The 23,691-nt window shown below is 67.2% G+C and carries 22 protein-coding genes; 12 read left to right on the top strand and 10 right to left on the bottom strand.

All coding sequences use genetic code 11. The features are described from left to right. Window positions 1-249: 249 nt before the first annotated feature. On the top strand, window positions 250-2,181 hold the full coding sequence (locus FIV02_RS01935) for an ATP-dependent DNA helicase RecQ (RefSeq protein WP_152487632.1): 1,932 nt from the start codon (window positions 250-252) through the stop codon (window positions 2,179-2,181). 27 nt (window positions 2,182-2,208) lie between these two features. Here FIV02_RS01935 and FIV02_RS01940 read toward each other — a convergent pair whose 3' ends face one another. Genes FIV02_RS01940 through FIV02_RS01955 form a run of 4 tightly spaced genes read right to left on the bottom strand, consistent with a single transcriptional unit; the run spans window position 2,209 to window position 5,641 of the window. Next, a complete protein-coding gene (locus tag FIV02_RS01940) occupies window positions 2,209-2,805 on the bottom strand; it encodes an ABC-type transport auxiliary lipoprotein family protein (protein ID WP_152487633.1) in 597 nt (198 codons plus the stop codon). Continuing rightward, window positions 2,802-3,719, bottom strand: coding sequence for an MlaD family protein (locus FIV02_RS01945; protein WP_037050208.1), 918 nt, complete (start codon window positions 3,717-3,719; stop codon window positions 2,802-2,804). The genes FIV02_RS01940 and FIV02_RS01945 overlap by 4 nt, the downstream gene beginning before the upstream one ends. Next, on the bottom strand, window positions 3,720-4,505 hold the full coding sequence (locus FIV02_RS01950; RefSeq protein ID WP_037050207.1) for an ABC transporter ATP-binding protein: 786 nt from the start codon (window positions 4,503-4,505) through the stop codon (window positions 3,720-3,722). It lies immediately after the preceding gene. Then, window positions 4,502-5,641, bottom strand: a complete 1,140-nt coding sequence (locus tag FIV02_RS01955) for an ABC transporter permease (protein ID WP_134678159.1) — start codon at window positions 5,639-5,641, stop codon at window positions 4,502-4,504. The genes FIV02_RS01950 and FIV02_RS01955 overlap by 4 nt, the downstream gene beginning before the upstream one ends. A gap of 140 nt (window positions 5,642-5,781) precedes the next feature. On the opposite strand from FIV02_RS01955, the gene FIV02_RS01960 reads away from it, so the two are divergent. The 4 genes from FIV02_RS01960 (at window position 5,782) to FIV02_RS01970 (ending at window position 10,014) form a co-directional block, all read left to right on the top strand. Beyond that, entirely contained in the window at window positions 5,782-7,266 is a 1,485-nt protein-coding gene (locus FIV02_RS01960; protein ID WP_152487634.1) for an NAD(P)/FAD-dependent oxidoreductase, read from the top strand. Between the two features lie 144 nt (window positions 7,267-7,410). Beyond that, a complete protein-coding gene (locus FIV02_RS24765; protein ID WP_167494397.1) occupies window positions 7,411-7,578 on the top strand; it encodes a hypothetical protein in 168 nt (55 codons plus the stop codon). A 224-nt stretch (window positions 7,579-7,802) separates the two neighbouring features. Continuing rightward, window positions 7,803-8,723 (top strand): aldo/keto reductase, encoded by a 921-nt coding sequence (locus FIV02_RS01965; protein WP_152487635.1) that lies wholly within the window; start codon window positions 7,803-7,805, stop codon window positions 8,721-8,723. Window position 8,724: 1 nt separating this feature from the next. Continuing rightward, window positions 8,725-10,014 (top strand): NTP/NDP exchange transporter, encoded by a 1,290-nt coding sequence (locus FIV02_RS01970; RefSeq protein ID WP_152487636.1) that lies wholly within the window; start codon window positions 8,725-8,727, stop codon window positions 10,012-10,014. Between the two features lie 13 nt (window positions 10,015-10,027). Here FIV02_RS01970 and FIV02_RS01975 read toward each other — a convergent pair whose 3' ends face one another. Next, window positions 10,028-10,924 carry a LysR family transcriptional regulator gene (locus FIV02_RS01975; RefSeq protein ID WP_152487637.1) on the bottom strand — a complete coding sequence of 299 codons (897 nt, stop codon included), beginning with the start codon at window positions 10,922-10,924 and terminating at the stop codon, window positions 10,028-10,030. Between the two features lie 96 nt (window positions 10,925-11,020). Here FIV02_RS01975 and FIV02_RS01980 point away from each other — a divergent pair, with 96 nt between their 5' ends. The 6 genes from FIV02_RS01980 (at window position 11,021) to FIV02_RS02005 (ending at window position 17,729) form a co-directional block, all read left to right on the top strand. Further along, window positions 11,021-12,262 (top strand): 3-hydroxyacyl-CoA dehydrogenase, encoded by a 1,242-nt coding sequence (locus FIV02_RS01980; RefSeq protein WP_152487638.1) that lies wholly within the window; start codon window positions 11,021-11,023, stop codon window positions 12,260-12,262. Continuing rightward, window positions 12,259-14,049 (top strand): acyl-CoA dehydrogenase C-terminal domain-containing protein, encoded by a 1,791-nt coding sequence (locus tag FIV02_RS01985; protein ID WP_152487639.1) that lies wholly within the window; start codon window positions 12,259-12,261, stop codon window positions 14,047-14,049. Before FIV02_RS01980 ends, FIV02_RS01985 begins: the two co-directional genes overlap by 4 nt. 85 nt (window positions 14,050-14,134) lie before the next feature. Then, complete coding sequence (locus tag FIV02_RS01990; protein WP_152487640.1) at window positions 14,135-15,298, top strand: iron-containing alcohol dehydrogenase; 1,164 nt, start codon at window positions 14,135-14,137, stop codon at window positions 15,296-15,298. 17 nt (window positions 15,299-15,315) lie between these two features. Beyond that, entirely contained in the window at window positions 15,316-15,750 is a 435-nt protein-coding gene (locus tag FIV02_RS01995) for a thioesterase family protein (RefSeq protein WP_037050180.1), read from the top strand. Between the two features lie 150 nt (window positions 15,751-15,900). After that, window positions 15,901-16,965 (top strand): DUF2157 domain-containing protein, encoded by a 1,065-nt coding sequence (locus FIV02_RS02000; RefSeq protein ID WP_037050177.1) that lies wholly within the window; start codon window positions 15,901-15,903, stop codon window positions 16,963-16,965. Then, window positions 16,962-17,729: a DUF4824 family protein gene (locus FIV02_RS02005; protein ID WP_152487641.1), complete on the top strand. Its 768-nt coding sequence runs from the start codon at window positions 16,962-16,964 to the stop codon at window positions 17,727-17,729. The genes FIV02_RS02000 and FIV02_RS02005 overlap by 4 nt, the downstream gene beginning before the upstream one ends. On the opposite strand, the gene FIV02_RS02010 is transcribed toward FIV02_RS02005, so the two are convergent. From FIV02_RS02010 to FIV02_RS02025, 4 genes are all read right to left on the bottom strand, one after another. After that, window positions 17,726-18,169: a glycine zipper domain-containing protein gene (locus tag FIV02_RS02010; protein WP_150607647.1), complete on the bottom strand. Its 444-nt coding sequence runs from the start codon at window positions 18,167-18,169 to the stop codon at window positions 17,726-17,728. The two genes, FIV02_RS02005 and FIV02_RS02010, sit on opposite strands and share 4 nt — an antisense overlap. A gap of 83 nt (window positions 18,170-18,252) precedes the next feature. Further along, the gene (locus FIV02_RS02015) at window positions 18,253-20,592 is read right to left on the bottom strand and encodes an FdhF/YdeP family oxidoreductase (protein WP_152487642.1); all 2,340 of its coding nucleotides are present in this window, start codon (window positions 20,590-20,592) and stop codon (window positions 18,253-18,255) included. Next, the gene (fdhD, locus tag FIV02_RS02020) at window positions 20,589-21,404 is read right to left on the bottom strand and encodes a formate dehydrogenase accessory sulfurtransferase FdhD (RefSeq protein WP_134678171.1); all 816 of its coding nucleotides are present in this window, start codon (window positions 21,402-21,404) and stop codon (window positions 20,589-20,591) included. Before fdhD ends, FIV02_RS02015 begins: the two co-directional genes overlap by 4 nt. A gap of 94 nt (window positions 21,405-21,498) precedes the next feature. Continuing rightward, window positions 21,499-22,389 (bottom strand): LysR family transcriptional regulator, encoded by an 891-nt coding sequence (locus FIV02_RS02025; protein ID WP_047585580.1) that lies wholly within the window; start codon window positions 22,387-22,389, stop codon window positions 21,499-21,501. A 119-nt stretch (window positions 22,390-22,508) separates the two neighbouring features. Between FIV02_RS02025 and lysM the strand changes: the two genes are divergently transcribed. Continuing rightward, on the top strand, window positions 22,509-22,943 hold the full coding sequence (gene lysM, locus FIV02_RS02030; protein ID WP_037050164.1) for a peptidoglycan-binding protein LysM: 435 nt from the start codon (window positions 22,509-22,511) through the stop codon (window positions 22,941-22,943). Between the two features lie 64 nt (window positions 22,944-23,007). Here lysM and yrfG read toward each other — a convergent pair whose 3' ends face one another. Continuing rightward, complete coding sequence (gene yrfG / locus FIV02_RS02035; protein ID WP_152487643.1) at window positions 23,008-23,670, bottom strand: GMP/IMP nucleotidase; 663 nt, start codon at window positions 23,668-23,670, stop codon at window positions 23,008-23,010. Window positions 23,671-23,691: the final 21 nt, after the last annotated feature.

Below are 23,691 nucleotides of genomic sequence, written 5' to 3' on the forward strand. Positions count from 1 at the left end.
AGCAAAAGAAACCGCCTTCGGGCGGTTTCTTTTTTTGGGCTGCAGGCAAGAGCAAAGGCAGTTGTCCGCAGGCTCGCAGTCAATGCAGTAGGCTTGTAGCCAATGTGGCGGGTTTCACCCGCCCTACGAGGTTTGTAGTCGCAAGGCGCACGACCCGTATCGCCATTTCGCCCCGGGGCGGGTGCAACCCGCCGTAACCGACGAGACTTTCAGCCCGCCGCCTGAAGCATTTCAAAGGAGTGATCGCGCATGTCCACCCTCAAACGTGTCTTCGGCTTCGATCATCTGCGCCCCGGTCAGGAGGCGGTGATCAGCGCCGTGCTGGCGGGGCGTTCGGCGGCGGCGATCTTTCCTACCGGTTCGGGCAAGTCGCTGTGCTACCAGTTGCCGGCGCTGCACCTGCCGCACCTGACCCTGGTCATTTCGCCGCTGCTGGCGCTGATGCAGGATCAGCTGGCCTTCCTTCATGCCCATGGTATCGCCGCCGCCAGCATCGACTCGGCGCAGGACCGCGAGCAGACCCAGCAGGTGATGAACCGTGCGCGCAGTGGCGAGCTGAAGATCCTGATGATCTCGGTGGAGCGCCTGAAGAACGAGCGCTTTCGCCATTTCATCGCCCAGGTGCCGATTTCCCTGCTGGTGGTCGATGAGGCGCACTGCATCTCCGAATGGGGGCACAACTTCCGCCCGGACTACCTCAAGCTGCCGGACTATCAGCGCCAGTTCGGCATCGCCCAGGTGTTGCTGCTGACCGCCACGGCCACGCCCAGGGTGATCGCCGACATGCGCGACAAGTTCGCCATCGCCGAGGCCGATGTGGTCACCACCGGTTTCTACCGCGCCAATCTCAACCTGCTGGTCGAGCCACAGCCCGGCGGCGCCAGGCTGCAACGCCTGCAGCAGTGGCTGGCGCCGCGCCGGGAGCAGGCGAGCATCGTCTACGTCACCCAGCAGAAAACCGCCGAGCAGGTCGCCGAGCACCTGCAGGGACGGGGGCTGGCGGTCAGTGCCTACCACGCCGGCATGGGCCATGAGGCGCGTGAGGTGATCCAGCGGCGCTTCATGGCCGGTGAGCTGGCGTGCATCGTCGCCACCATTGCCTTCGGCATGGGCATCGACAAGCGTGACATCCGCAACGTGGTGCACTTCGACCTGCCCAAATCGGTGGAAAACTACAGCCAGGAAATCGGCCGCGCCGGGCGCGATGGCCAACCTTCCGACTGCCTGGTGCTGGCCAGTCGCGATGGTTTGAGCGTGCTGGAGAACTTCGTCTACGGCGATACGCCGGAGCCCGGCGGCATTCGCGCGGTGCTCGAGGATCTGCGTGCGGTCGGTACGGGCGGGCAGTGGGAGCTGATGCTCGGGCAGCTGGCGGACCTGAGCAACATCCGCGCATTGCCACTGAAGACCCTGCTGGTGCAGCTCGAACTGCGTGGCGTGATCGCGCCACGCTATGCCTACTTCGCTGAATATCGCTTCAAGTTGCTGCTAGATGACCAGGCGTTGCTGGCGCAGTTCGAGGGCGAGCGGCGGCAGTTCGTCGAAGCGCTTCTCTCCAGCTCGCGTCGCGCGCGGACCTGGAACACCCTGGACTTCGACCTGCTCTACCGCGAGCACGGCGCCGAGCGCGCGCGGGTGGTCAAGGCGCTGGACTACTTCCAGGAGAAGTGCTGGCTGGAACTGGAAAGCAAGCAGATGACCGAGGTCTACGCGGTGCTCGATGGCGCCTTCGATCTGGAAGCGCTGACGGCTGAGCTGCATGCGCATTTCGTTGCCCACGAAGCCAGCGAGATCACGCGTATCCAGGCCATGCTGGGACTGTTCGAGAGCCGTGAGTGCCTGAGCCGACGCCTGGCGCTGTATTTCGGCGACGAGCAGGCCCCCGAGCGCTGTGGGCATTGCTCGGTGTGCCTGGGGCGCGTCGCCGTCCTGCCAGCTCCGCCGGAGCTGCCGTCGCTGCAGGGGCGTGATGCCCAGGCGCTGTGCGCGGCGTTCGTCGAGAAGCACGTGCAGCACGCCGGGCAGGTGCCGAGTCGGGAATGCCTGACGCGCTTTCTCTGTGGCATCAGCACGCCGCTGTTCACCAGGCTCAAGGCGCGCCAGCTGGCCGGTTTCGCCGCGCTGGAAGACTATTCCTACGCCCAGGTGCGTGATTGGCTGCAGGACGCCTGGGCCACATAACAGTGGCCGCGCCCTACCCGGTGTCGATCAGCGGTTGCGCTGTCCTTCGCTCAGGGTCCAGTCCACCAGCTCGCGAGACAGACGATCGCCGGCCTGGCCGAATGCGGCCACCACCGCCGTTATCGAGGTGTCGGTCGCCGGCTGACTGGTGCTGAAACGGCGGCTGGCGAGGATGCGCTGATCGCGCGGGTTGACCAGGCGCGCATCGAGCTGGATCAGCGCCACCGGGCGACCGTCCTGATACTGGCTGTGAAAGCTGCGCAGGTCGCTGACCAGTTCCAGGTCGGCCTGCAGGCGCTGTTCATCGTTGCTCAGCGCCTGTATCCGCCCGTCATCGTGAAAGGCGTCCAGCAGTCGGCCGCGCAGCAACTGCGGCGTACGTTCGCTCCAGCGCGCGCCCTGGTAGGTGTTGACTCGCCCGGGCTCGGGCAGCACGACGATGCGCGTGCCATCGAGCAGCTGGCCGCTGCTCGGGCTGCTCACCCGCAGTGACCAGTCGACGCGCTGCTGCTGCGCCGGCAGCGTGCTGCCGGGCAGCAGGTAGATATCCAGCGGTTCGCTCTGCGGCAGGATCGAACAGGCGCCGAGCAGGCCGGCCATCAGCAGCGGCAGCAGGTGCTTCATGGTTGGAACTCCTTGATGCTGTCGTTGCGCAGCAGGTAGCCGGTGGGGTCCTGCTCCAGGCGGCGGGAGAAGCCGCGCAGGGCGCTGAGGGTTTCGTGCAGCTCGGCGATGGCCGGGCCAAGCTCGCTGAGCCCCTGCATGCCGTTGTCCAGGGCGCTGCGGTTGTTCGCCAGCAGCTCCTCGATGTTGCGGCTGCTGCGTTCCAGCGAGGCCATCAGGCGTTCGGCGTTCTCCATCACCTGCGTGCCCTGGCCGTCGAGCAGGCGGTTGGCCGTGCGCATCAGTGCGGCGGCTTCGCGGGTGGCGGCGCCGACCTGCTGCATGGCGGCGCCGAGATCGTCGCGCTGATCGGCCAGCCCGGCGGTGGTGCGCTCCAGGTTGTCCAGGGTGCGCGACACCCGTTCGGCATTCTCCCGCGACAGCATGCGGTTGGCCCGGTTGAGCAGGCGGGTGATGTTGACCAGCAGGTCCTCGCCGTTGGCCATCAGGCGTGACAGCGGCGAGCGATCGGCGATGATGATCCCCGGTTGGCCGTGCTCGCCTTCCAGCGCCGGACTTTCCGGGCTGCCACCATGCAGCTGGATCACCGCCAGGCCGGTGATGCCGGTGATCGCCAGGCGGGCGCGGGTGTCCTGCTTGATCGGGGTGTTGCCGACGATGCGGATGCGCGCCCGTACGGTGCGTGGATCGTTCGGGTCGAGGCCGAGGCTGACCACGTCGCCGACCTTGATGCCGCTGTACTGCACGGCGCTGCCCTGGGACAGCCCGGTCACCGCCTCGTTGAAGATCACCTCGTAGTCGGTGAAGGCGCGATCGGAGCTGCTGCTGTTCAGCCACAGGCCGAACAGCAGCGCGGCACCCACCGTGAGCACGGTGAACAGGCCGATCAGCACGTGATGGGCTCTGGGTTCCATTCATTGACTCCCTGCCGCGGTCGCGGCCTGTGCGGCTGCGCGTCCACGCGGGCCGTGAAAATATGCCTGAATCCAGCTGTCGTCGGTGGCGGCCACCACCTCCAGGCGGTCGGCCACCAGCACCTTCTTCTGCGCCAGCACCGCGACCCGGTCGCAGATGCTGTAGAGCGTGTCGAGGTCGTGGGTCACCAGAAACACGCTCAGCCCCAGGCTGTCGCTGAGGGTACGGATCAACTGGTCGAAGGCCGCCGCACCGATCGGGTCGAGGCCGGCAGTGGGTTCATCGAGAAACAGGATGTCCGGGTCCAGCGCCAGCGCGCGGGCGAGTGCGGCGCGCTTGACCATGCCGCCGGACAGCGAGCTGGGGTACTTGTCGGCGGCGTCCTGTGGCAGGCCGGCCAGGGCGATCTTGACCCGTGCCAGGCGTTCGGCAGCGGCGCGCGACAGACCGGCATGCTCGATCAGCGGCAGGGCGATGTTCTCGCTGACGGTCAGCGAGGAGAACAGCGCGCCGCGCTGGTAGAGCACGCCGAAACGGCGCTCCAGCTGCGAGCGCTTCTCGGCTGGCAGGCTCAGCAGCTCTTCGCCGAATACCCGCACGGTGCCTGCGTTGGGGCGGCGCAGGCCGACGATGCTGCGCAACAGCACCGATTTGCCGGTACCGGAGCCGCCGACCACGCCGAGAATCTCGCCGCGATAGAGATCGAAATCCAGGTGCTCGTGCACCACCTGGCTGCCGAAGCGGTTGCTCAGGTCGCGCACCTCGATGATGGCCTCGCGCGTCACCAGCCCATCTCCATCAGGAACAGGGCAGCCAGCGCGTCGAGCAGGATGACCACGAAGATCGACTGCACCACCGCCGAGGTGGTGTGTTCGCCCACCGACTGGGCGCTGCCGCTGACCTTGAAGCCTTCCAGGCAGCCGATCAGGGCGATCAGGAAGGCGAAGATCGGTGCCTTGAGCAGGCCGACCAGGAAATGCCGCAGCAGGTCGCTGTCCTGCAGGATCGACAGGTACATCGCCGACGGAATGTCCAGCGCCACTGCGCAGACCAGGGCGCCGCCGAGCATGCCGCTGAGCATGGCGATGAACGTCAGGATCGGCAGGGCGATGAGCATGGCGAACACCCGAGGCAGCACCAGCAGCTCGACGGGGCTCAGGCCCAGGGTGCGGATGGCGTCGATCTCCTCGTTGGCTTTCATCGAGCCGATCTGCGCGGTGAAGGCGCTGGCGGTGCGTCCGGCCATGAGGATGGCGGTGAGCAGCACGCCGAACTCGCGCAGGAAGGAGAAGGCGACCAGGTTCACCGTGTAGATGCTGGCGCCGAAGTCCGCGAGGATAGTGGCGCCGAGGAAGGCCACCACGGCACCGACCAGGAAGGTCAGCAGGGCGACGATGGGCACGGCGTTGAGCCCGCACTGCTCCAGGTGCGCGGCCAGCGACGTCAGGCGCCAGCGCCGTGGGCGTATCAGGATGGCGAGCATGCCGCTCAGGGTCAGGCCCATGAAACCGAGCAGCGCCCGCCCCTGGTGCCACATGCCCTCGACGACCTCGCCGATATGCCCGAGCACTTCGCGCAGCACCGACGGTTCGCCAGGTGTCTGCGCCTGCCGGCTGTCGGCCATGGCATCGGCCACCGCCAGCAGCAGCGCACGGCGCTGGCTGTTCAGCGCGCTCCGCTCCGTGAGCTGGCGCAGGCGCGCGCTGCCGAACAGCTCCACCAGCAGCGCGGCACCCGCGGTATCCAGTGCGGCCAAGGTGCTGAGATCGACCGGCTCCTCGCCCTGCAGGCGCTCGCGCAGGGCCAGCACCTGTGGTTCGAGCCGGGCGTAGTGGGCCAGCGTCCAGTCGCCGCCAATCCGCAGGCCGTTGGCGGCATCCTTGCTGCTGGTCTGAAGCGGGGTCAGGTAGGGCGTGGTCATGGCGACAGCTTAGCGCCGCAGAGGCCTCGCCGGCCAGTCGAGGCACACGCGCGCCGTGACGGACCAATCGAAGGTCGGATGACAGGGCGATCAACTAAGGTGAGTCTGTGTCGACCGTCCTTCTCTCGCGAGTGCGTGCCATGTCCGTGGAACATCTGGATGTCCTGATCATCGGTGCCGGCCTGTCCGGTATCGGCGCCGCCTGCCATCTCAAGCGCCTGTGCGCCGACAAGCGTTTCGCCATTCTCGAGGGGCGACAGGCCATGGGCGGGACCTGGGACCTGTTCCGCTATCCGGGCATCCGTTCCGACTCGGACATGTACACGCTGGGCTACAACTTCAGGCCCTGGAGCGATCCGCAGGCCATCGCCGACGGGCCGTCGATTCGCCGCTACATCGAGGACACCGCCCGTGAGCAGGGCGTCGATCGGCTGATCCGCTATCAGCACCGGGTGCTCGAGGCGAACTGGTGCAGTGCCAGCGCCACCTGGCAACTGCGGGTGCAGCGGGGTGACGAGGACGAGCCGCTGCGCATGAGCTGCCGCTTCCTGATGATGTGCACCGGCTACTACCGCTACGAGGCCGGCTACACCCCGGCATTCGCCGGGCGCGAGGCCTACCGGGGCACCTTCATCCATCCGCAGTCCTGGCCGCAGGGCTTCGACTGCAGCGGCAAGCGGGTGCTGGTGATCGGCAGCGGTGCGACCGCCGTGACGCTGGTGCCGGCGCTGGCCGAGGCGGGCGCGCAGGTCACCATGCTGCAGCGCTCGCCCAGCTACGTGATCAACCTGCCGCAACGCGATGCGCTGTCCAACGCGCTGCGCCGGGTACTGCCGGAAACCTGGGTCTACCGCCTGGCGCGCGGGCGCAACGTGACCTTGCAACTGATCTTCTACAAGCTGGCCAAGCGCTTCCCGGGGCTGGTGCGCCGGGTGCTGCTGGGACTGGTGCGGCGGCAGCTGGGGACGGTCGATCCGCAGCACTTCAGCCCGAGCTACAAACCCTGGGACCAGCGCGTGTGCGCGGTGCCGGACGGTGATCTGTTCCGCGTGCTGCGGCAGGGCAAGGCGCAGGTGGTGACGGCCGAGATCGAGCGGTTCACCGCGCACGGCGTGCGCCTGAGCAATGGCGAGGAGCTCGAGGCCGAGGTGGTCGTCAGCGCCACCGGGTTGCAGCTGCAGTTGTTCGGCGGCATTGTCGTGAGCGTCGATGGCGTGCCGTTCGAGGCGCCGAAGAGCATGGGCTATCGCGGCATCATGTTGCGCGATCTGCCCAATCTGGCGGTGGTGATGGGCTACACCAACGCCAGCTGGACGCTCAAGGCCGACCTGTCCAGCGAGTACTTCTGCCGCCTGATACGGCACATGGACGCCACCGGCATGCGCCAGGTGACGCCACGCGACGGCGACGGCCAGGTGCGTCCACAGCCGTTTCTCGACCTGCAGTCCGGCTACATCGAGCGCGCTGCGCACCTGCTGCCGGCGCAGGGCGACCGGGTGCCCTGGAAGTTGCACCAGAACTACCTGCTGGATTTGCTGCAGCTGCGCTACGGCAGGCTGGAGGACGACTACCTGGTCTTCTCGGCGGAGCCGGATGAGGGGCAGGCGGAGCTGGCACAGCCCTGATGGCGCGGGGGTATAGCGAATGTCCTACAAAAAAATGCACGATCGCGCCGCTGACAGCTCTGGCACAGGGCTACTACCATTTTGCGATATGCGTCACGGATGAGTCAGCGGGTGTGAGATCACCCATTCAACGAGAGGTCGGCCATGAAGGAACAGCGCCATTTACCTGCACTGCGTGCTCATATCGAGCACCTGCTCAGCAGCGGCTGGGTGATCTCCAGCCGTACACCCTTGACGTTGCAGAACGGGCGACGCTGTTATCTGGTCTCCCACGGCATGCTGATCAGCGAATCCGCCTCGCGCGCTGCCTGAGCAGGTTTCCCGACCGCTGCGCCCCCATCCCGCCTTGGCGCAGCGGCGTTTTTGGTTACCGGATATTGCGCCGCCAACCCCCTTGCTTCACGCCTGCACCCCGGTTCATCTGGGCTGCGCCCATCCTGCCCCTCTTTGCTGATGATGCGTCGATCGCTGTAACGCCTTGGTCCGGGCGTGGTCTGTGCCTATAACCCATCGGTCACCGTTAGAGGTTCCACGCCATGCCCAGCCGTCGTCGATTCCTGCACGGTAGCGCCAGCCTGGCGGCGCTCGCCGCCCTGATGCCCTGGTTGCCATCATCCGCCTTCGCCTCCAGCGGCCTGATGAGCAGGCCCATACCCAGCACCGGTGAGCGGCTGCCGGTGGTGGGGCTGGGCACGTCGCGCACGCACGATGTCGCCATGACGGACGCCGCGCTGGAGCCGCTGCGCGAGGTGCTGCGCACGCTGGCCAATGGCGGTGCCAGCCTGGTGGACACCGCGCCCAGCTACGGGCGGGCGGAGGCGGTCTGCGGTGCACTGGCGGCGGAGGACGACATGCGCAAGCGGCTGTTCCTGGCCAGCAAGGTATCGTCCACCGGGCGTGCGGCCGGGGAGCGCCAGGTCGAGGCCAGCTTCGCCGCGTTGCGCACCGACACCATCGACCTGATGCAGGTGCACAACCTGCAGGACACCCGCACCCAGCTCGACCTGCTGCGCGAACTGAAGGCGCAGGGTCGGGTGCGCTACATCGGCGTCACCCATTACCTGGATTCCGCCCATGAGCGCCTGCTGCAGGTGCTGCGCCAGGAACCGGTGGACTTCGTCCAGTTCAACTACTCCATCGGCGAACGCAACGCCGAGCGCGAGCTGTTGCCGTTCTGTGCCGACAAGGGCATCGCGGTGCTGATCAACCGCCCCTTCCAGCGCGCCGCACTGTTCGACCGGGTGCGCGGCAGGAGCCTGCCCGACTGGGTGGCCGTGGAGCTGGGTGCGACCTCCTGGGCGCAGTTGATGCTCAAGTTCATCCTCGCCCAGCCTGCCGTGACGGCGGTCATTCCGGCCACCTCCACGCCGCGCTACATGGCCGACAATCTGCTGGCCGGGCAGGGCAAGCTGCCCGACGCGGCCCAGCGCCAGCGCATCGTCGAGCTGTTCGCCTGAGATGCAGGCGCTCATACGGCGCCTGGCACGGGCAGTCAATGCCGAAAGCGGAGAACTGCCGGCGGTGCTCGCCGGTTTCGCCCTGTTCTTCTGCCTGTTCGCCGGCTATTTCATGCTGCGGCCGATCCGCGAGGCGATGGGCATCACGGGTGGGGTGAGCAACCTGCAGTGGCTGTTCAGCGCCACCTTCGTCGTCATGTTGCTGGCCGTGCCGCTGTTCGCCTGGCTCAACTCGAAGGTCCCGCGCATTCAGTTCATCGATTGGGTGTACGGCTTCTTCTGCCTCAACCTGCTCGCCTTCGTCCTGCTGTTTCGCCTCGATCACGACAGCGTCTGGCTGGCGCGGGTGTTCTACGTGTGGATATCGGTCTACAACCTGTTCGTCGTGTCGGTGGCCTGGAGCCTGATGGCCGATGTGTTCGATGCGGCCCAGGCCCGCCGCCTGTTCGCCTTCATCGCCGCCGGCGCCAGTGTCGGCGGGCTCTGCGGTCCGCTGCTGAGCACGCTGCTGGTGGGCTACGTGGGTGAGTCGGGCCTGATGCTGATGGCCGCCGTGCTGCTGGGCGTGGCCATCTCGCTCAAGCGCTACCTGATGGGCTGGCGCGAAGGACGGGGCGCCGGCCGACCCGGGGCGCAGGCCAGTGAAAGCCCGCGCCGGCCGGTGGCGGGCAATCCGTTCAGTGGCCTGACCCGCCTGCTGCGCTCGCGCTACCTGCTGGGCATCGGCGCCTTCATTCTGCTGCTGACCTCGGTGAGCACCTTTCTCTACTTCGAACAGGCAGGTCTGGTGGCTGCGCTGTTCCCGGACCGTGCCGAGCAGGTCCGGGTATTCGGGGTGATCGATTTCGTGGTGCAGGCCGGTGCGCTGAGCGCACAGCTGTTCATCACCGGGCGGCTGGCGCAGCGGCTCGGGGTGCGGGTGTTGCTGGCGCTGGTGCCGGCTCTGGTCAGCCTCGGTTTCATCGGCCTGGCGCTGGCGCCGACCTTCGCCATGCTGGCGGGGCTGATGATCGTGCGGCGCATCGGCGAGTACGCCTTCGTGCGTCCGGGGCGCGAGATGCTGTTCGCGCCGCTGGATGCCGAGAGCAAGTACAAGGTGAAGAACTTCATCGACACGGTGGTCTATCGCGGCGGCGACGCCCTCAGTGGCTGGGCCAAGGCCGGCCTGGACATGCTCGGCCAGGGTACCTGGCTGGTCGCCGTGGTCGGCGCGTTCTGCGCCGCGTTGTGGGGCCTGCTCGGCTGGTACCTGGGTGGCCGCGCCGATGCACGGGCGGGTGAGCGGCAATAGCGCGGCATGCTGATCAACCGGCCACCGCGATGATCTCCTCGATCAGCCATTGCAACGCGGCGTCACGCTGGCGCTGGGCCAGGCTGACCACCTCCAGGTGGAAGGGGCCGAGGGTGAAGGGCAGGTCGAACAGCCGCAGCGGCAGCAGGCTGGCGAAATGCCGGGCCAGGGCGGTGGGCAGCACGGCGGTCAGCTCGCTGCCGGCGACGATGTGCGCGGCCTGCAGGTAGTTCGGCGTGGTGTAGAGAATCTGCCGCGACAGACCCTGTTCGCCGAGCCACTGATCGACCATGCCACGGGTCTGTCCACCGTGTACCCAGAGGTGGCGCAGGCGCAGGAACACACTGAGATCCGGCGCCTCCTGCAACAGCGGATGGTCGTTGCGCGCCGCCAGTTTGAGCGTCTCGCTCATCCAGTGGCGACGGGCGAAGCGTGCGGGCAACTCGTCGAAGCGTCCCAGCACCAGGTCCAGCTCGCCCTTGTCCAGCGCTTCCATCGGCAGGCTTGGGCTGAGGTGGCGAATGTCGATGCCGACACCCGGTGCGTGACGGCTGAGGCGGTCGAGCAGGCGAGGCATGCACACCAGCTCGACGTAGTCGGTGACGGCGATGCGAAAGCGCTGGCGGCTCTCGCCGGGAACGAAGGACTCGCCGGCACTCAGGCTCTGCTCCAGCTGGCGCAGGGCGCTGCGGATCGGCGCCTCCAGGGCCAGCGCCCGTGGCGTGGGTTGCATGCGCCTGCCCACGCGCACCAGCAGCGGGTCGTCGAGCAGCTCGCGCAGGCGGTTCAGGGCATTGCTCACGGCCGGTTGGCTCAGCGCCAGGCGTTCGGCGGCGCGCGAGACGTTCTGCTCGCGCAGCAGGGCGTCGAGCACGCGCAGCAGGTTGAGGTCGAAGTTGCTGAAATTCATCTGCTGAATACGTCGTATCACAAGACTAAATTTCAAAAATAGTAGCGGCTTGCTTATCGTGACCCAAGCTTTTGGGCGCTTTCGAGAGGAACAACAATGAACAACACCGTCTCGCCGCTTCGCTGTGCCGCCGTGATCGGCGCCGGCACGATGGGCCGCGGTATCGTCATCAGCCTGGCCAATGCCGGCCTGCGCGTGCTCTGGCTGGACAACAACCGGCAGATGCTCGAAGCCGGTCTGCAGATGGCCGAGGAGACCTGGGCGCACAACGTCGCCAAGGGCCGTATCGATGCGCCCGAGGCGGCCGCGCGGCGTGCCCTCGTCGAGGCGGTGGATGGCTATCCGGCGCTGGCCGATGCCGACCTGGTGATCGAGGCGGTGTACGAGAATCTCGAGCTCAAGCAGCAGATCTTCCGTGAGCTGGACGCGGTGATGAAGCCCGGGGCGTTGCTCGCCAGCAACACCTCGGCGCTGGACATCGACGCCATCGCTGCGGTCACCTCGCGCCCCGAAGCGGTGCTCGGGCTGCACTTCTTCAGCCCGGCGCACATCATGAAACTGCTGGAAATCGTACGCGGCACCAGCACCGCGCCGGCCGTGCTGCAGGCCGCCGTGGCGCTGGGCACGCGCATGGGCAAGGTGGCGGTGGTTGCCGGCAACTGCCACGGCTTCATCGGCAATCGCATGCTGCACACCTACGTGCGCGAGGCGCGCATGCTGCTGCTCGAAGGCGCCTGGCCGCACCAGGTGGACGCGGCATTGCAGGGTTTCGGTTTCGCCATGGGGCCGTTCCGCATGTACGACGTGGTCGGTATCGACCTGGAGTGGCGGGCCCGCGAGTTGTCCGGGCAGGGCCAGGACGACCCGGCCGTGCAGTTGGATAACCGCCTGTGCGAACTGGGACGCTTCGGCCAGAAGAGCGGCAAGGGGTACTACCTGTACGCACCGGGCAGCCGTCAGGCGGAACATGATCCGGCCGTCGACGGCCTGGTGCAGATGCAATCGGAGCGCCTCGGGTTCGTCCGTCGCGATGTCGGCACCGAGGAGATCGTCGAGCGTTGCCTGCTGGCGCTGGTCAACGAGGGGGCGAAGATCCTCGAGGAGAACATCGCCGCCAGCAGCGCGGATATCGATCGGGTCTATCTCAACGGCTATGGCTTCCCCGCCGAGCGTGGCGGGCCGATGAGCTGGGCCGATGCTCAGGGCCTGGCCGCCATCCGCGAGCGCCTGTTGCTGCTGGCCGAACGCTTCGGCGCGCACTGGCAGCCTGCGGCGCTGATCGAGCTCCTGATGCAGGAGCACAAGACCTTTGCCGATGTTCAGGAGGGTAAGGCATGAGCTACCAGGCACCTCTGCGCGACATGCGCTTCGTGCTGCACGAACTGTTCGATGCCGCCGGCCACTGCGAACGCCTGGGCAACGGCCTGGATCGCGAGCTGATCGACGGGGTTCTCGAGGAGGCTGCCGCCTTCGCCGCGGGCGAGGTCGCCCCGCTCAATCGCAACAGCGATGAAGAAGGCTGCCGGCTCGAGGATGGCTGCGTGACGACGCCCCGGGGCTTTCGCGAGGCCTACCGGCAATACGTGGACAACGGCTGGGCGAGCATGACCGGGCCGCTGGAACATGGCGGCCAGGGCTTCCCGCAGCTGGTGGCGTTCGCCTTTCACGAGATGCTGATGGGCGCGTCACTGTCCTTCCGCGTGTACTCCGGGCTCACCGAAGGGGCGGTGCTGGCGCTGCACCGGCATGGCAGCGAAGCGCTCAAGCAGGGCTACCTGGACAAGCTGGTCAGCGGTCAGTGGGCCGGCACCATGTGCCTGACCGAGCCGCAGGCCGGCACCGACCTGGCGCTGCTGCGCACCCGTGCCGAACCGCAGGCCGATGGCAGCTACCGGGTGAGCGGCAACAAGATCTTCATCAGTGGCGGCGAGCAGGACCTGTCGGAGAACATCGTCCACCTGGTGCTGGCGCGCCTGCCGGATGCGCCTGCCGGGGTGAAGGGCATCAGCCTGTTGCTGGTGCCGAAGTTCATCGCCGCGGCCGACGGCACGCCGGGCGAGCGCAATGCCCTGAGCTGCGGTGCCATCGAGCACAAGATGGGGATCAAGGGCGCCTCCACCTGCGTGATGAACTTCGACGGTGCGACGGGCTGGCTGGTCGGCGAGGCCAATCAGGGCCTGGCGTGCATGTTCACCATGATGAACGACGCGCGCTTCCAGGTCGGTCTGCAGGGTCTGGGGATCGGCGAGGCGGCCTTCCAGGGCGCGTTGCGCTATGCCCGCGAGCGTTTGCAGTCGCGGGGGCTGACAGGCGTGCAGGCGCCGGACAAGCCGGCCGATCCGATCATCAATCACCCTGACGTGCGGCGCATGCTGCTGACCCAGAAAAGCCTGCTCGAAGGCTGCCGCATGCTCGCCGCCTATACCGCGCGCCAGCTGGACCTGGAACACGCCGCCGAGGACGGCGAGAGCCGCAAGGCGGCTGGCAAGCGTGCGGCGCTGCTGATCCCCGTGGTCAAGGCGTTCTTCACCGACATGGGCCAGGAGGTGGCCAGCCATGCGGTGCAGGTCTACGGCGGCCATGGCTTCATCCGTGAGTGGGGCATGGAGCAGCTGATGCGCGACAGCCGTATCACTCAGCTGTACGAAGGCACCAATGGCATCCAGGCGCTGGACTACATCCGCCGCAAGGTACTGGGTGATGGCGGCAGCGAACTGTCTGCGCTGCAGGCCGAGTTCAGCGAGCTGTGCGATGTCCAGGCCGAGCATCCACGCCTGGCGGAGATGGCCAGGGTCGTGCAGGGCCGAATCGGCGAGTGGCGGGAGTTGAGCGCGGCGCTGCGCGCGGCTTGCCAGCGCGACCCGCAGGAGATTGGCGCCACCTCGGTGGACTTTCTCCAGTACTCGGCCTACGTACTGCTGGCCGGCTTCTGGTTGCAGGCTGCGGCGCGAGCCCAGCAGGCGCTGGACGCCGGCAGCGCCGAGGCGGACTTCTACCAGGCCAAGCTGCACAGTGCGCAGTTCTACCTGCGCCGTGTGCTGCCGCGCGCCAGCGCCCACCGCGAGGCGCTGCTGGGTGGTGCGGACTGCCTGATGGCAATGGCCGAGGAGAGCTTCGCCTTCTGACCGAGCGACGGTGCAGGGGCCGGCAAGCCGGCGCTTGCACCGTCAGTGATACCCGAGGTCACGACTACAACAAGAGGAGCACTGCATGCACCCTTTCAGCTTCACCACCACCGCGCAGATTCTCTGCGAATCCGGCGCCAGCCTGAAGCTGGCCGAACTCTGCCATGAGCGCGGCGCTCGCCGCGTGCTGATCGTCACCGATCCGGGCATCACCCGGCTCGGTCTGCTCGACCCGCTGTTGCCGGGCTTCGCCCGTGCCGGGATGGGCGTACGGGTATTCGATCAGGTGCTGGCCGACCCGCCCGAGGCGGTGGTGCTGGCCGCCGTGGCCCAGGCCCGTGAGCAGCAGGCGGAGCTGGTGATCGGCTTTGGCGGCGGCAGCTCGATGGACGTGGCCAAGCTGGTGGCGCTGCTCGGGCATCCCGACTGCGACCAGGCGCTGGCGCAGATCTACGGTGTGGGCAACGCGCGTGGTCGGCGCCTGCCGCTGATCCAGATCCCGACCACCGCCGGTACCGGCTCCGAGGTCACCCCCATCGCCATCGTCACCACCGGCGAGACGACCAAGATGGGTGTGGTCTCCCCGCTGCTGCTACCTGATCTGGTACTGCTCGACGCCGACCTGACCCTGGGGCTGCCGCCGGCGGTGACCGCCGCGACCGGCATCGATGCCATGGTGCACGCCATCGAGGCCTACACCAGCGCGCTGAAGAAGAACCCCATCTCCGATCTCCTGGCGCGTGAGGCGCTGCGTCTGCTGGCCGGCAACCTCGACGAAGTGGTGGGTAATGGCGGCAACCGCCAGGCCCGTCAGGCCATGCTGCTCGGCGCCTGCCTGGCCGGCCAGGCATTCGCCAATGCGCCGGTGGCGGCGGTGCATGCGCTGGCCTATCCGCTGGGCGGGCACTTCCATATTCCCCATGGCCTGTCCAATGCCCTGGTGCTGCCGCAGGTGCTGGCATTCAATGCGCCGGTTGCCGCACCGCTGTATGCCGAGCTGGCGCCGCTGGTGCTTGGCGATCGACTGCGACCTGGCACTGCGGCTGCGCAGACCGGGCAACTGATCGAGGCCCTGGCCGCCTTCAGCGAGCGCAGCGGCCTGCCGACGCGCCTGCGCGACGCTGCTGTCAGCGAGGCCATGTTGCCGACGCTGGCGGCGGACGCCATGCTGCAGCAGCGCCTGCTGGTGAACAATCCACGTGAGATGAACGAACAGCAGGCCCTGGCCATCTACCAGGCCGCCTACTGACGCGCCAAGGAACCTGCATGAACCCACCCCAGCACCTGCGTGGCGACTACCGCCATTTCCAGCCGATCACCACGCGCTGGCACGACAACGACATCTATGGCCACGTCAACAACGTGACCTACTACAGCTACTTCGACAGTGCGGTGAATGCCTACCTGATCGCCGAGGGCGGCCTGGATATTCATGCCGGCGAGGTGGTGGGCTTCGTGGTCAGCTCCAGTTGCGACTACTTCGCTTCCATCGCCTTCCCAGATGCCATCGAGGTCGGGCTGCGCGTCGGCAAGCTGGGCAACAGCTCGGTGCAGTACGAGCTGGCGATCTTCCGGGCGGGCGAGGAGCAGGCCTGCGCGGCAGGGCGCTTCGTGCATGTCTTCGTCGAGCGCACGAGCAATCGCCCGGTGGCCATACCCGATGCCTTGCGTGCGGCGCTGGCGAGCCTGCTCAGCGCCTGATCGACAGCGCCGGCTGGCGCACTGGCAGAAGATGGCCGGTGACCTGCAGTGAACCCGCGATGTGACGCTGCTTTCACCGCTACCTTGCCGGCATAGGTAGTTCTGCGATGGCCTGCTAGGCTGTGGGCAGTCATTCGCCAGGGAGTGCCCATGTCCGATTTCGAGCGTGAGCAGGCGCAGCAGCGCGCTGCCCGCATCGCTGCGTTCCGCGAGGAGTTGAGCGCACTGAGCGCGGAGCAGGTCCTGCAACTGAGCGAGGCTCAGGCGCAGGCGGTCAGCAGCCACCATCAACGCCTGCTGGCGCACTTTCGCCAGACGCTGGACATCGACGCCGACGCTCGTGCCCGCCAGTTGTCGCTAGGCATGCGCCTGGCCTCGTTGTTCGGCGCGCTGGCGCTGGCCGCCGGCCTGTTCTTCCTCTTCTACCAGTTCTGGGGGCTGTTCGCCGCTTCCGCTCAGGTCGCCATCCTGCTCGGCAGTACCCTGGGCAGCCTGCTGCTGTGCCACTGGCTGCAGCGGCGCGACAGCTCCGGCTATTACGCGAGGCTGGCAGCCGTGCTGGCGTTCGTGTGCTTCGTGCTCAACCTGTCGATGCTCGGGCAGATCTTCAACATCGCCCCGTCCGACAAGGCCTTGCTGCCCTGGGGCGCGCTGGCCCTGCTGCTGGCCTATCAGTGCCGCCAGCGCCTGCTGCTGGTGGTGGCGCTGCTCTGTTTCGGCCTGTTCGTCGCCGCGCGCCTGGGGGACTGGGCCGGCTGGCACTGGTGGTCGCTGGCGGAGCGACCGGAGCTGTTCATGCCGCTAACGGCATTGCTGCTCGTGCCGCAGGGGTGGGATCAGCGCCGCTACCTGGGGTTCGCGGCCTGCTACCGGGTGATGGGGCTGCTCTATCTGCTCGGCCCGGTGCTGGTGCTGTCCTACTGGGGCGGCGGCAGCTATCTCGGCTGGTCCACGGGCTGGATCGAGGCGTTCTATCAGACCCTCGGCTTCGCCCTTTCAGGGTTGGCGATCTGGCTGGGCATTCGCCGTGGCTGGAGCGAAGTGGTCAGCACCGGGCTGGTCTTTGCCCTGATCATGCTGTTCGCCAAACTGTTCGACTGGTGGTGGCAGCTGTTGCCACGCTACCTGTTCTTCCTTCTGCTCGGTCTGATCGCGTTGCTGCTGCTGGTGCTGCTGCAGCGCTGGCGGCGCACGGCCAATGGCGGTGCAGCATGAAGCGCCCCCTGTGGCTGGCCCTGGGTATCGTGCTGCTGAGCAACGCCGTTGCCCTGGGCGGTGTCTGGTACAACCGCAGCGGTGAGCCCGAGGCGCGCCTGTCGCTCAGCGAGCGCGAGCTGCAGCGCGTTTCCAGTGGCTGGCTGGCGGATGAGGGGGACACCGTGACGCGTCTGCAGTTGCTCTGGCGCCGCCCCGGTGACGACTGGCAGCTGCCCTGGCTGGACGCGGCCAAACTCAGGGCGCTGGGGTTCGCTGTCGGTGACGGGCAGGTCGAGCTGGGGCGACAGCCGGCGCGCGAGGTCTGGCTGGTGCTGGAACTGGATGGGCCGAGCTACCGGCGCCAGGTCGAGCAGGTGCGCCAGGCGCTGAGCCAGGCCGAGGCCGAGTTGCAGGCCAGCCCCGACAGTGAACTGCTGCAGAAGGAGCGGGACGAGCGCCGCCGTCGTCTGGAGCACGAGGAACAGCGGGCCAGTCGCCTGATGCTGGTGGATGCGGGGGTGGACCCTGAGGCGCTGCGCCAGCGCTGGCCGGATCGGCGGCATCAGGTGTTGCTGGCCGGTCGCATCGAGCCCTACCGCCATTCGGCGCAAGGCGGTTATGGCGCCAGCATCCGCCTGGACAATGGACGCCTGAGCGTTCCCCATGCCTACCGGGAGCAGGCGCGCGGCTGGACGCCGGCCTATCAGCAGTCAGGGTTCAAGGCGCAGGTCGATGTCGCCTTCGGTCGTCGCCACGAACCCTGGGTACTGGGCGTGCGTTAGCGACGGTGCCAGTGCTTGTGGTGTTTCCGATGCTTCTTGCCGTTGTAGTGGCGATGCTTGCCACGGCGATCGTCGTCGTAGCTGGCGTTGCCCATGTAGTTGCCCAGCGCACCACCGGCCCCTCCGCCGACTGCGGCACCGACCACGCCGCCGGTGTTGCCGCCAACCTGCTGACCGACCACGTTGCCGCCCGCCGCACCCAGTGCGCCACCGATGGCTGCTTCCGTACGGCTGCGGCGATCGGCGCCGACCATGCTGCCGGCGGCGCCGCCCAGGCCAGCGCCCACGGCGGCACCGGTGTTGCCACCGACCTGCTGACCCACCATCGCACCCACGGCTCCGCCCAGGGCGCCGCCGAGGCCGGCTTCGGTGCTGCCGGCAAAGGCATAGCCCGCGCTGCTCAGGCCAAGGGAAAGGAAGAAGAGTTGCAGAGACTTCATGGACACCTCGAATGCAGAAACCGCCAGATGGCAGGGGTTACGCCATTGACCGGCGATTTCCGTTCGAGGTTCCAGGCCGCCGGTCAGCTGGTCGCGCTGCTGCCCAGCAGGTTGCTGCCGTTCGCTGCCGCGAGGCAGATGGCGACGAACTTGGAGGTCGGCGTGCTGCTGCCGACACCGGCACTTTCCAGCGGCACCAGCGGGTTGGCCTCGGGGAAGTAGGCCGCAGCCTGGCCGGCGGGAATGTCGAAGGCCAGCAGGGTGAAGCCGCTGACGCAGCGCTCGACACCGTCGTTCCACAGCGAGCGGATGTTCACTTTCTGGCCGGGCTTGAAGCCCAGGCGCAGGATGTCCGCCTCGTTGGCGAACAGCACGTCGCGCTGGCCACGCACGCCACGGTAGCGGTCATCGAGGCCGTACACCGTGGTGTTGTATTGATCGTGCGAGCGCAGGGTCTGCAGGATCAGGTCCGGGGTCTCACCGCTTTCGCGAACCTGCGGGGGGAGCAGGTCCTCGAGCAGGGCGTTGGCCTTGAAGTTGGCCTTGCCGGAGGCGGTGCTCCACTGCCGGGCCCCGGCCGAGTTGCCGAGGTAGAAGCCGCCGGGGTTGGCGACACGCCGGTTGAAGTCCTGGAAGCCGGGAATGGTGTCGGCGATCAGGTCGCGGATGCGGTCGTAGTTGGCGATCAGCGCGTCCCAGGCCACCGGGTGATCGCCCAGCGTCGCCTTGGCGATGCCGGCGATGATGGCCGGCTCCGAGCGCATCTCGCTGCCGGAAAGCGGTTCCAGCTGCCCGTAGGAGGCGTGGATCATGCTGAACGAATCCTCCACCGTCACCGCTTGTGGACCGTCGACCTGGCGGTCGATGTCGGTGCGGCCGAGGCACGGCAGGATCAGCGCATCCTTGCCCACGGTCAGGTGGCTGCGGTTGAGCTTGGTGCTGATCTGCACGGTGAGGTCGCAGCTCTGCAGTGCCTGGTGGGTGCGCGGGCTGTCCGGGGTGGCCTGGGCGAAGTTGCCGCCGAGGCCGATGAACACCTTGGCGTGGCCGTCGATCATGGCGTTGATCGCTTCCACGGTGTTGTGTCCGTTCTCGCGCGGCACCTTGAACTGGAAACGTTCCTCGATGGCGTCGAGCAACGCCACCGGTGGGCGGTCGTTGATGCCCATGGTGCGGTCGCCCTGCACGTTGCTGTGGCCGCGCACCGGGCACAGGCCGGCGCCGGGGCGGCCGAGGTTGCCGCGCAGCAGTTGCAGGTTGACGATTTCCTGGATGGTGGCCACCGAATGGTGGTGCTGGGTGATACCCATGGCCCAGCAGATGATCACCCGCTCGGCACGGCGGTACATGCGTGCGGCCTGCTCGATGTCCCTGAGGCTCAGCCCCGACTGTTTCTCGATGGCCTCCCAGGAGGTGTCGTCGAGCAGCGCCAGGTAGGCGTCGACGCCATCGGTGTGTTCGGCGATGAAGGCGTGGTCGAACAACGCGGGCTCGCCCTTGGCCTGCGCCTCGCGCTCCCACTGCAGGAGGAACTTGGCGATGCCGCGCAGGGCGGCCATGTCACCGCCCAGGGCCGGACGGAAGAAGGCGGTATTCAGCGGCTCGGAACCGTTGGTGAGCATCTCCAGGGCGTTCTGCGGGTGCTGGAAGCGCTCCAGGCCACGCTCCTTGAGCGGGTTGAAGCAGACCACCTGGGCGCCACGCTTGACCGCCTCGCGCAGCGGTTCGAGCATGCGCGGGTGGTTGGTGCCGGGGTTCTGGCCGAGCACGAAGATGGCGTCGGCGTGCTCGAAGTCGTCGAAGGTGACGCTGCCCTTGCCGATGCCGACGCTCTGGATCAGCGCCACGCCGCTGGCTTCGTGGCACATGTTCGAGCAGTCGGGGAAGTTGTTGGTGCCGTAGGCGCGGACGAACAGCTGGTAGAGGAACGCCGCCTCGTTGCTGGCGCGGCCTGAGGTATAGAACTCGGCGTGATCCGGGCTCGGCAGCGCCTTGAGGTGCTGCGCGATCAGGGCGAAGGCGTCGTCCCAGCTGGTCTGCACGTAGCGGTCGCTGGCAGCGTCGTAGCGCATCGGGTGGGTCAGGCGGCCCTGGTATTCGAGCCAGTAATCGCTCTGCTCGCGCAGCTGGCTGACGCTGTAGCGCTTGAAGAACGCCGCATCCACGCGACGTTTGGTGGCTTCCCAGTTGACCGCCTTGGCGCCGTTCTCGCAGAACTTGATGCGGCCGTCCTCGGGGGAGTCGCCCCAGGCACAGCCGGGGCAGTCGAAACCGCCATTCTGGTTGGTCTTGAGCAGGGCGCGCAGGTTCTTGAACGGCTGCTTGCTGTCCAGCCAGAAGCGGGTGACGGCGTTCAGCGCACCCCAGCCCGCAGCGGGGCCGTTGTAGGGTTTGTAACGAGGGTTGACGGGTTGCAGGCTCATGGTCGGTCTTCTTCGTCAGGCGCCGGGCTGTAGACGCGCGGCGTGCTGTGATGAGGCAGGTGGATCAGGTTGAGGCGATGGCGTCGCGCCCATTCCACGGTCAGTGCCGTGGGGGCGGACAGGCTCACCAGGGTGCCGATGCCGGCACGTACGGCCTTGTGCAGCAGTTCCAGGCTGCAGCGGCTGGTCACCAGGGCGAAGCCGCCGCGGGTGTCGATACGTTCGCGGGCCAGGGCGCCAATCAGCTTGTCGAGAGCGTTGTGGCGGCCGATGTCTTCGCGGCACAGGCGGATCTCGCCCGCCGCGTCGATGAACAGGGCGGCATGCAGGGCGCCGCTGTGGCGTGCCAGCTGTTGCTGTTCGCCGATGCGCTCGCGGAGCCCGCTCAGGTGCTGCAGTGCCGGCAGCGGTGCGCCGGGCAACGCCTGCAGGGCAGGCAGGGCCTGCTCCAGGGCATCCACGCCGCACAGGCCGCAACCGCTGCTGCCAGCCAGTTGCCGGCGCTGCTGCTTGATGGCCCAGAATGCGCGGCTGCTGACTTCCAGGCGGGCTTCGCGGCTGTCGCCGAGACCGCGCAGCTGGATGTCATAGATATCGTCGATGGACGAAATCAGACCATTGCCGAGACTGAAACCCACGGCAAAATCTTCCAGGTGATGGGGCGAAACCATCATCACGGCTTGGTTCAGGTCGTTGTAGCTGATCGCCAGGGCGCATTCTTCGGCGAGTGCGGCATGCTGCGCACGGCCGTCACCAAGTTCGGCGTAGGCGTAGGCACTGGCAATCTGCGGCGAGGCGTCTGGCTTGGCCATCGAGGCGTGCTCTGTGACAGATTGACACAGGCAAGCCTAGGCTCATGGACGAGGAGCGTCTAATCGTTGGCTTTGATACCTTGATCGAGTGTATCTATCGTGGTGTTTGCAGCCAGTCCCGGGCCTCTTCGAAACAGGCCTGGGCCAGGGGCGAGCCTGGCGCGCTGCGGCGCATGATCAGGCCCTGCGGGGCCAGGGTGTGGGCATCTTCGATGGGCAGCAGGCGCAGATGGCCTTCGGCCGGGGTGCCGTCTATCGGCAACGGCATGATGCAGCAGCACAGCCCGGCGCTGACGGCCTGGGTGAGGTGATGGACGGCGTCGGCTTCCACGCGCACCTGCGGGCTCAGGCCACGGGCGCGGAAGCTGTGGTCGATGGATTGGCGGAAGTGCATGCCGGTCGACAGCAGCCCCAGGGGCAGGCCGGCCAGTTGCTCCCAGCGCAGGCTGCTGCTGGCGAAGTGAAAATGGCGCTGGTCGTAGAGCAGGCCCATGCGGGCTTCGGCCAGCTCCAGGCCGGCGAAGTGTTCGCGGTCCAGGCGGTCGAGATAGGACAGGCCCAGGTCGAGCTGATTGCGCGCCAGCTGTTCGAGAATCTGTTCGCTGCTCAACGCCTGCAGCTGGAAGCGCAGGCCCGGATGGCGGGCGGCGAACAGGCCGATCAGGCGCATCGGGTCGAAGCTGGCCAGCGGCACGACGCCCAGGCGCAGGGTACCCACCAGGTGACCACGACAGGCCGCCGCTTCCGCGAGCAGGCCATCCTGGGCTGCCAGCAGGCTGCGTGCCCAGGCCAGGATGCGTTCGCCTTCGGCGCTGAACCCTTCGAAACGCTGGCCGCGACGCACCAGCTCCAGGCCCAGCTCGTCCTCCAGCTGGCGCAGGCGCATGGACAGCGTCGGCTGGGTCACGTGGCAGCGCGCGGCCGCCTGACCGAAGTGGCGTGTTTCGTCGAGGGCGACGAGAAATTTCAGTTGCTTGATATCCATGGGAACTCCTGGTCTGGGCGGATTCTAATGTGCGCGGGCCAATCCGGGGCGTCTGGTGAACTAGACTTTGCGCTCCGGGAGCTGTGCCCGGTCATCCACAAGGAAAGAGAGGAATTGCCATGAGTCTGTTTGCCTTTGTCAAAGATGCTGGGGTCAAACTGTGGGAGTCACTGGTGGGGCAGGAGGCGCAGGCCGCCGAATCGCTCAAGGAACATGTTGCCAAGGTTGGCTTGGGCAACCCGAATATCGACGTCAGCGTCGAAGGTGACAAGGTCATCGCGCGCGGCGAGGTGGCCACCCAGGAAGAGAAGGAGAAGATCCTGCTGGCTCTGGGCAACGTGGCCGGCGTCGGTGAGGTCGAGGATCAGATCAGTGTGACCACACCGGCCCCGGCCGCGCGTTTCGTCACCGTGAAGAAGGGCGACACGCTGAGCGCCATCGCCAAGAGCGAGTACGGCAACGCCAACGCCTACATGAAAATCTTCGAGGCCAACAAACCGATGCTCAGCCATCCGGACAAGATCTATCCGGGCCAGGTGTTGCGCATCCCCTAGGGCGTAGCCCGCTTCTCGCCGCCGGCTTCGCCGGTCTCGGGTGGAAGCCTTCGCGGTTTCCACCCTACAGCCCCCGCAGCAGCTCGCGGTAGTCCTCCACGGCGGCGAACTCTTCGGTGTCCTTGGGGCCGGCCTGGCTGTCCGGCTGGCGCACGGCGAGCAACTGGGCGACGCCGAAGCGCCCGGCGCTGCGCAGGATCGGCAGGCTGTCGTCGATGAACAGGCTGCGTGCCGGATCGAAGTCGACGTCCTGGCGCAGGGCGGACCAGAACTGCTGGTCTTCCTTGGGATAGCCGTAGTCGTGTGAGCTGATCAGGCGTTCGAACCAGGCCGCCAGTTCCACGCGCTCCATCTTCAGCGACAGCGAATCGCGGTGTGCATTGGTGATCAGCACCACGCGCTTGCCGGCGTCGCGCAGTGCGCGCAGAAACAGCTCGGCATCCGGGCGCAGGGCGATCAGGTGGGCGACCTCGCGTTTGAGATCGCGGATCGACAGGCGCAGTTCGCGACTCCAGAAGTCGGTGCAGTACCAGTTCAGCGTGCCGGCATGTTCGCGAAACAGCGGCAGCAGCTCGGCCTCGGCCAGCGCCAGGCTGATGCCGTGGTGCTCGGCATAGCGCCGTGGCAGATGGCTCAGCCAGAAGTGGTTGTCGAAGTGCAGGTCGAGCAGGGTGCCGTCCATGTCGAGCAGGACGGTGTCGATCTGGTGCCAGGGCAGTGCGGGCATGCTGGCCTCGTGCAAAGAGTG

Source organism: Pseudomonas sp. THAF187a (genome assembly GCF_009363395.1).
Classification (GTDB): Bacteria; Pseudomonadota; Gammaproteobacteria; order Pseudomonadales; family Pseudomonadaceae; genus Aquipseudomonas; species Aquipseudomonas khazarica.

Coding starts and splice junctions, on each gene's coding strand:
- FIV02_RS01935 (WP_152487632.1), top strand. CDS start 250: ATGTCCACCCTCAAACGTGTCTTCGGCTTCGATCATCTGCGCCCCGGT.
- fdhD (WP_134678171.1), bottom strand. CDS start 21,404: ATGGCCAAGCCAGACGCCTCGCCGCAGATTGCCAGTGCCTACGCCTAC.
- FIV02_RS24765 (WP_167494397.1), top strand. CDS start 7,411: ATGAAGGAACAGCGCCATTTACCTGCACTGCGTGCTCATATCGAGCAC.
- FIV02_RS01975 (WP_152487637.1), bottom strand. CDS start 10,924: ATGAATTTCAGCAACTTCGACCTCAACCTGCTGCGCGTGCTCGACGCC.
- FIV02_RS01945 (WP_037050208.1), bottom strand. CDS start 3,719: ATGGAACCCAGAGCCCATCACGTGCTGATCGGCCTGTTCACCGTGCTC.
- FIV02_RS01980 (WP_152487638.1), top strand. CDS start 11,021: ATGAACAACACCGTCTCGCCGCTTCGCTGTGCCGCCGTGATCGGCGCC.
- FIV02_RS01940 (WP_152487633.1), bottom strand. CDS start 2,805: ATGAAGCACCTGCTGCCGCTGCTGATGGCCGGCCTGCTCGGCGCCTGT.
- FIV02_RS02010 (WP_150607647.1), bottom strand. CDS start 18,169: ATGAAGTCTCTGCAACTCTTCTTCCTTTCCCTTGGCCTGAGCAGCGCG.
- yrfG (WP_152487643.1), bottom strand. CDS start 23,670: ATGCCCGCACTGCCCTGGCACCAGATCGACACCGTCCTGCTCGACATG.
- FIV02_RS01955 (WP_134678159.1), bottom strand. CDS start 5,641: ATGACCACGCCCTACCTGACCCCGCTTCAGACCAGCAGCAAGGATGCC.
- FIV02_RS01960 (WP_152487634.1), top strand. CDS start 5,782: ATGTCCGTGGAACATCTGGATGTCCTGATCATCGGTGCCGGCCTGTCC.
- FIV02_RS01990 (WP_152487640.1), top strand. CDS start 14,135: ATGCACCCTTTCAGCTTCACCACCACCGCGCAGATTCTCTGCGAATCC.
- FIV02_RS01965 (WP_152487635.1), top strand. CDS start 7,803: ATGCCCAGCCGTCGTCGATTCCTGCACGGTAGCGCCAGCCTGGCGGCG.
- FIV02_RS02025 (WP_047585580.1), bottom strand. CDS start 22,389: ATGGATATCAAGCAACTGAAATTTCTCGTCGCCCTCGACGAAACACGC.
- FIV02_RS01970 (WP_152487636.1), top strand. CDS start 8,725: ATGCAGGCGCTCATACGGCGCCTGGCACGGGCAGTCAATGCCGAAAGC.
- FIV02_RS02015 (WP_152487642.1), bottom strand. CDS start 20,592: ATGAGCCTGCAACCCGTCAACCCTCGTTACAAACCCTACAACGGCCCC.
- FIV02_RS02000 (WP_037050177.1), top strand. CDS start 15,901: ATGTCCGATTTCGAGCGTGAGCAGGCGCAGCAGCGCGCTGCCCGCATC.
- FIV02_RS01985 (WP_152487639.1), top strand. CDS start 12,259: ATGAGCTACCAGGCACCTCTGCGCGACATGCGCTTCGTGCTGCACGAA.
- FIV02_RS02005 (WP_152487641.1), top strand. CDS start 16,962: ATGAAGCGCCCCCTGTGGCTGGCCCTGGGTATCGTGCTGCTGAGCAAC.
- FIV02_RS01995 (WP_037050180.1), top strand. CDS start 15,316: ATGAACCCACCCCAGCACCTGCGTGGCGACTACCGCCATTTCCAGCCG.
- lysM (WP_037050164.1), top strand. CDS start 22,509: ATGAGTCTGTTTGCCTTTGTCAAAGATGCTGGGGTCAAACTGTGGGAG.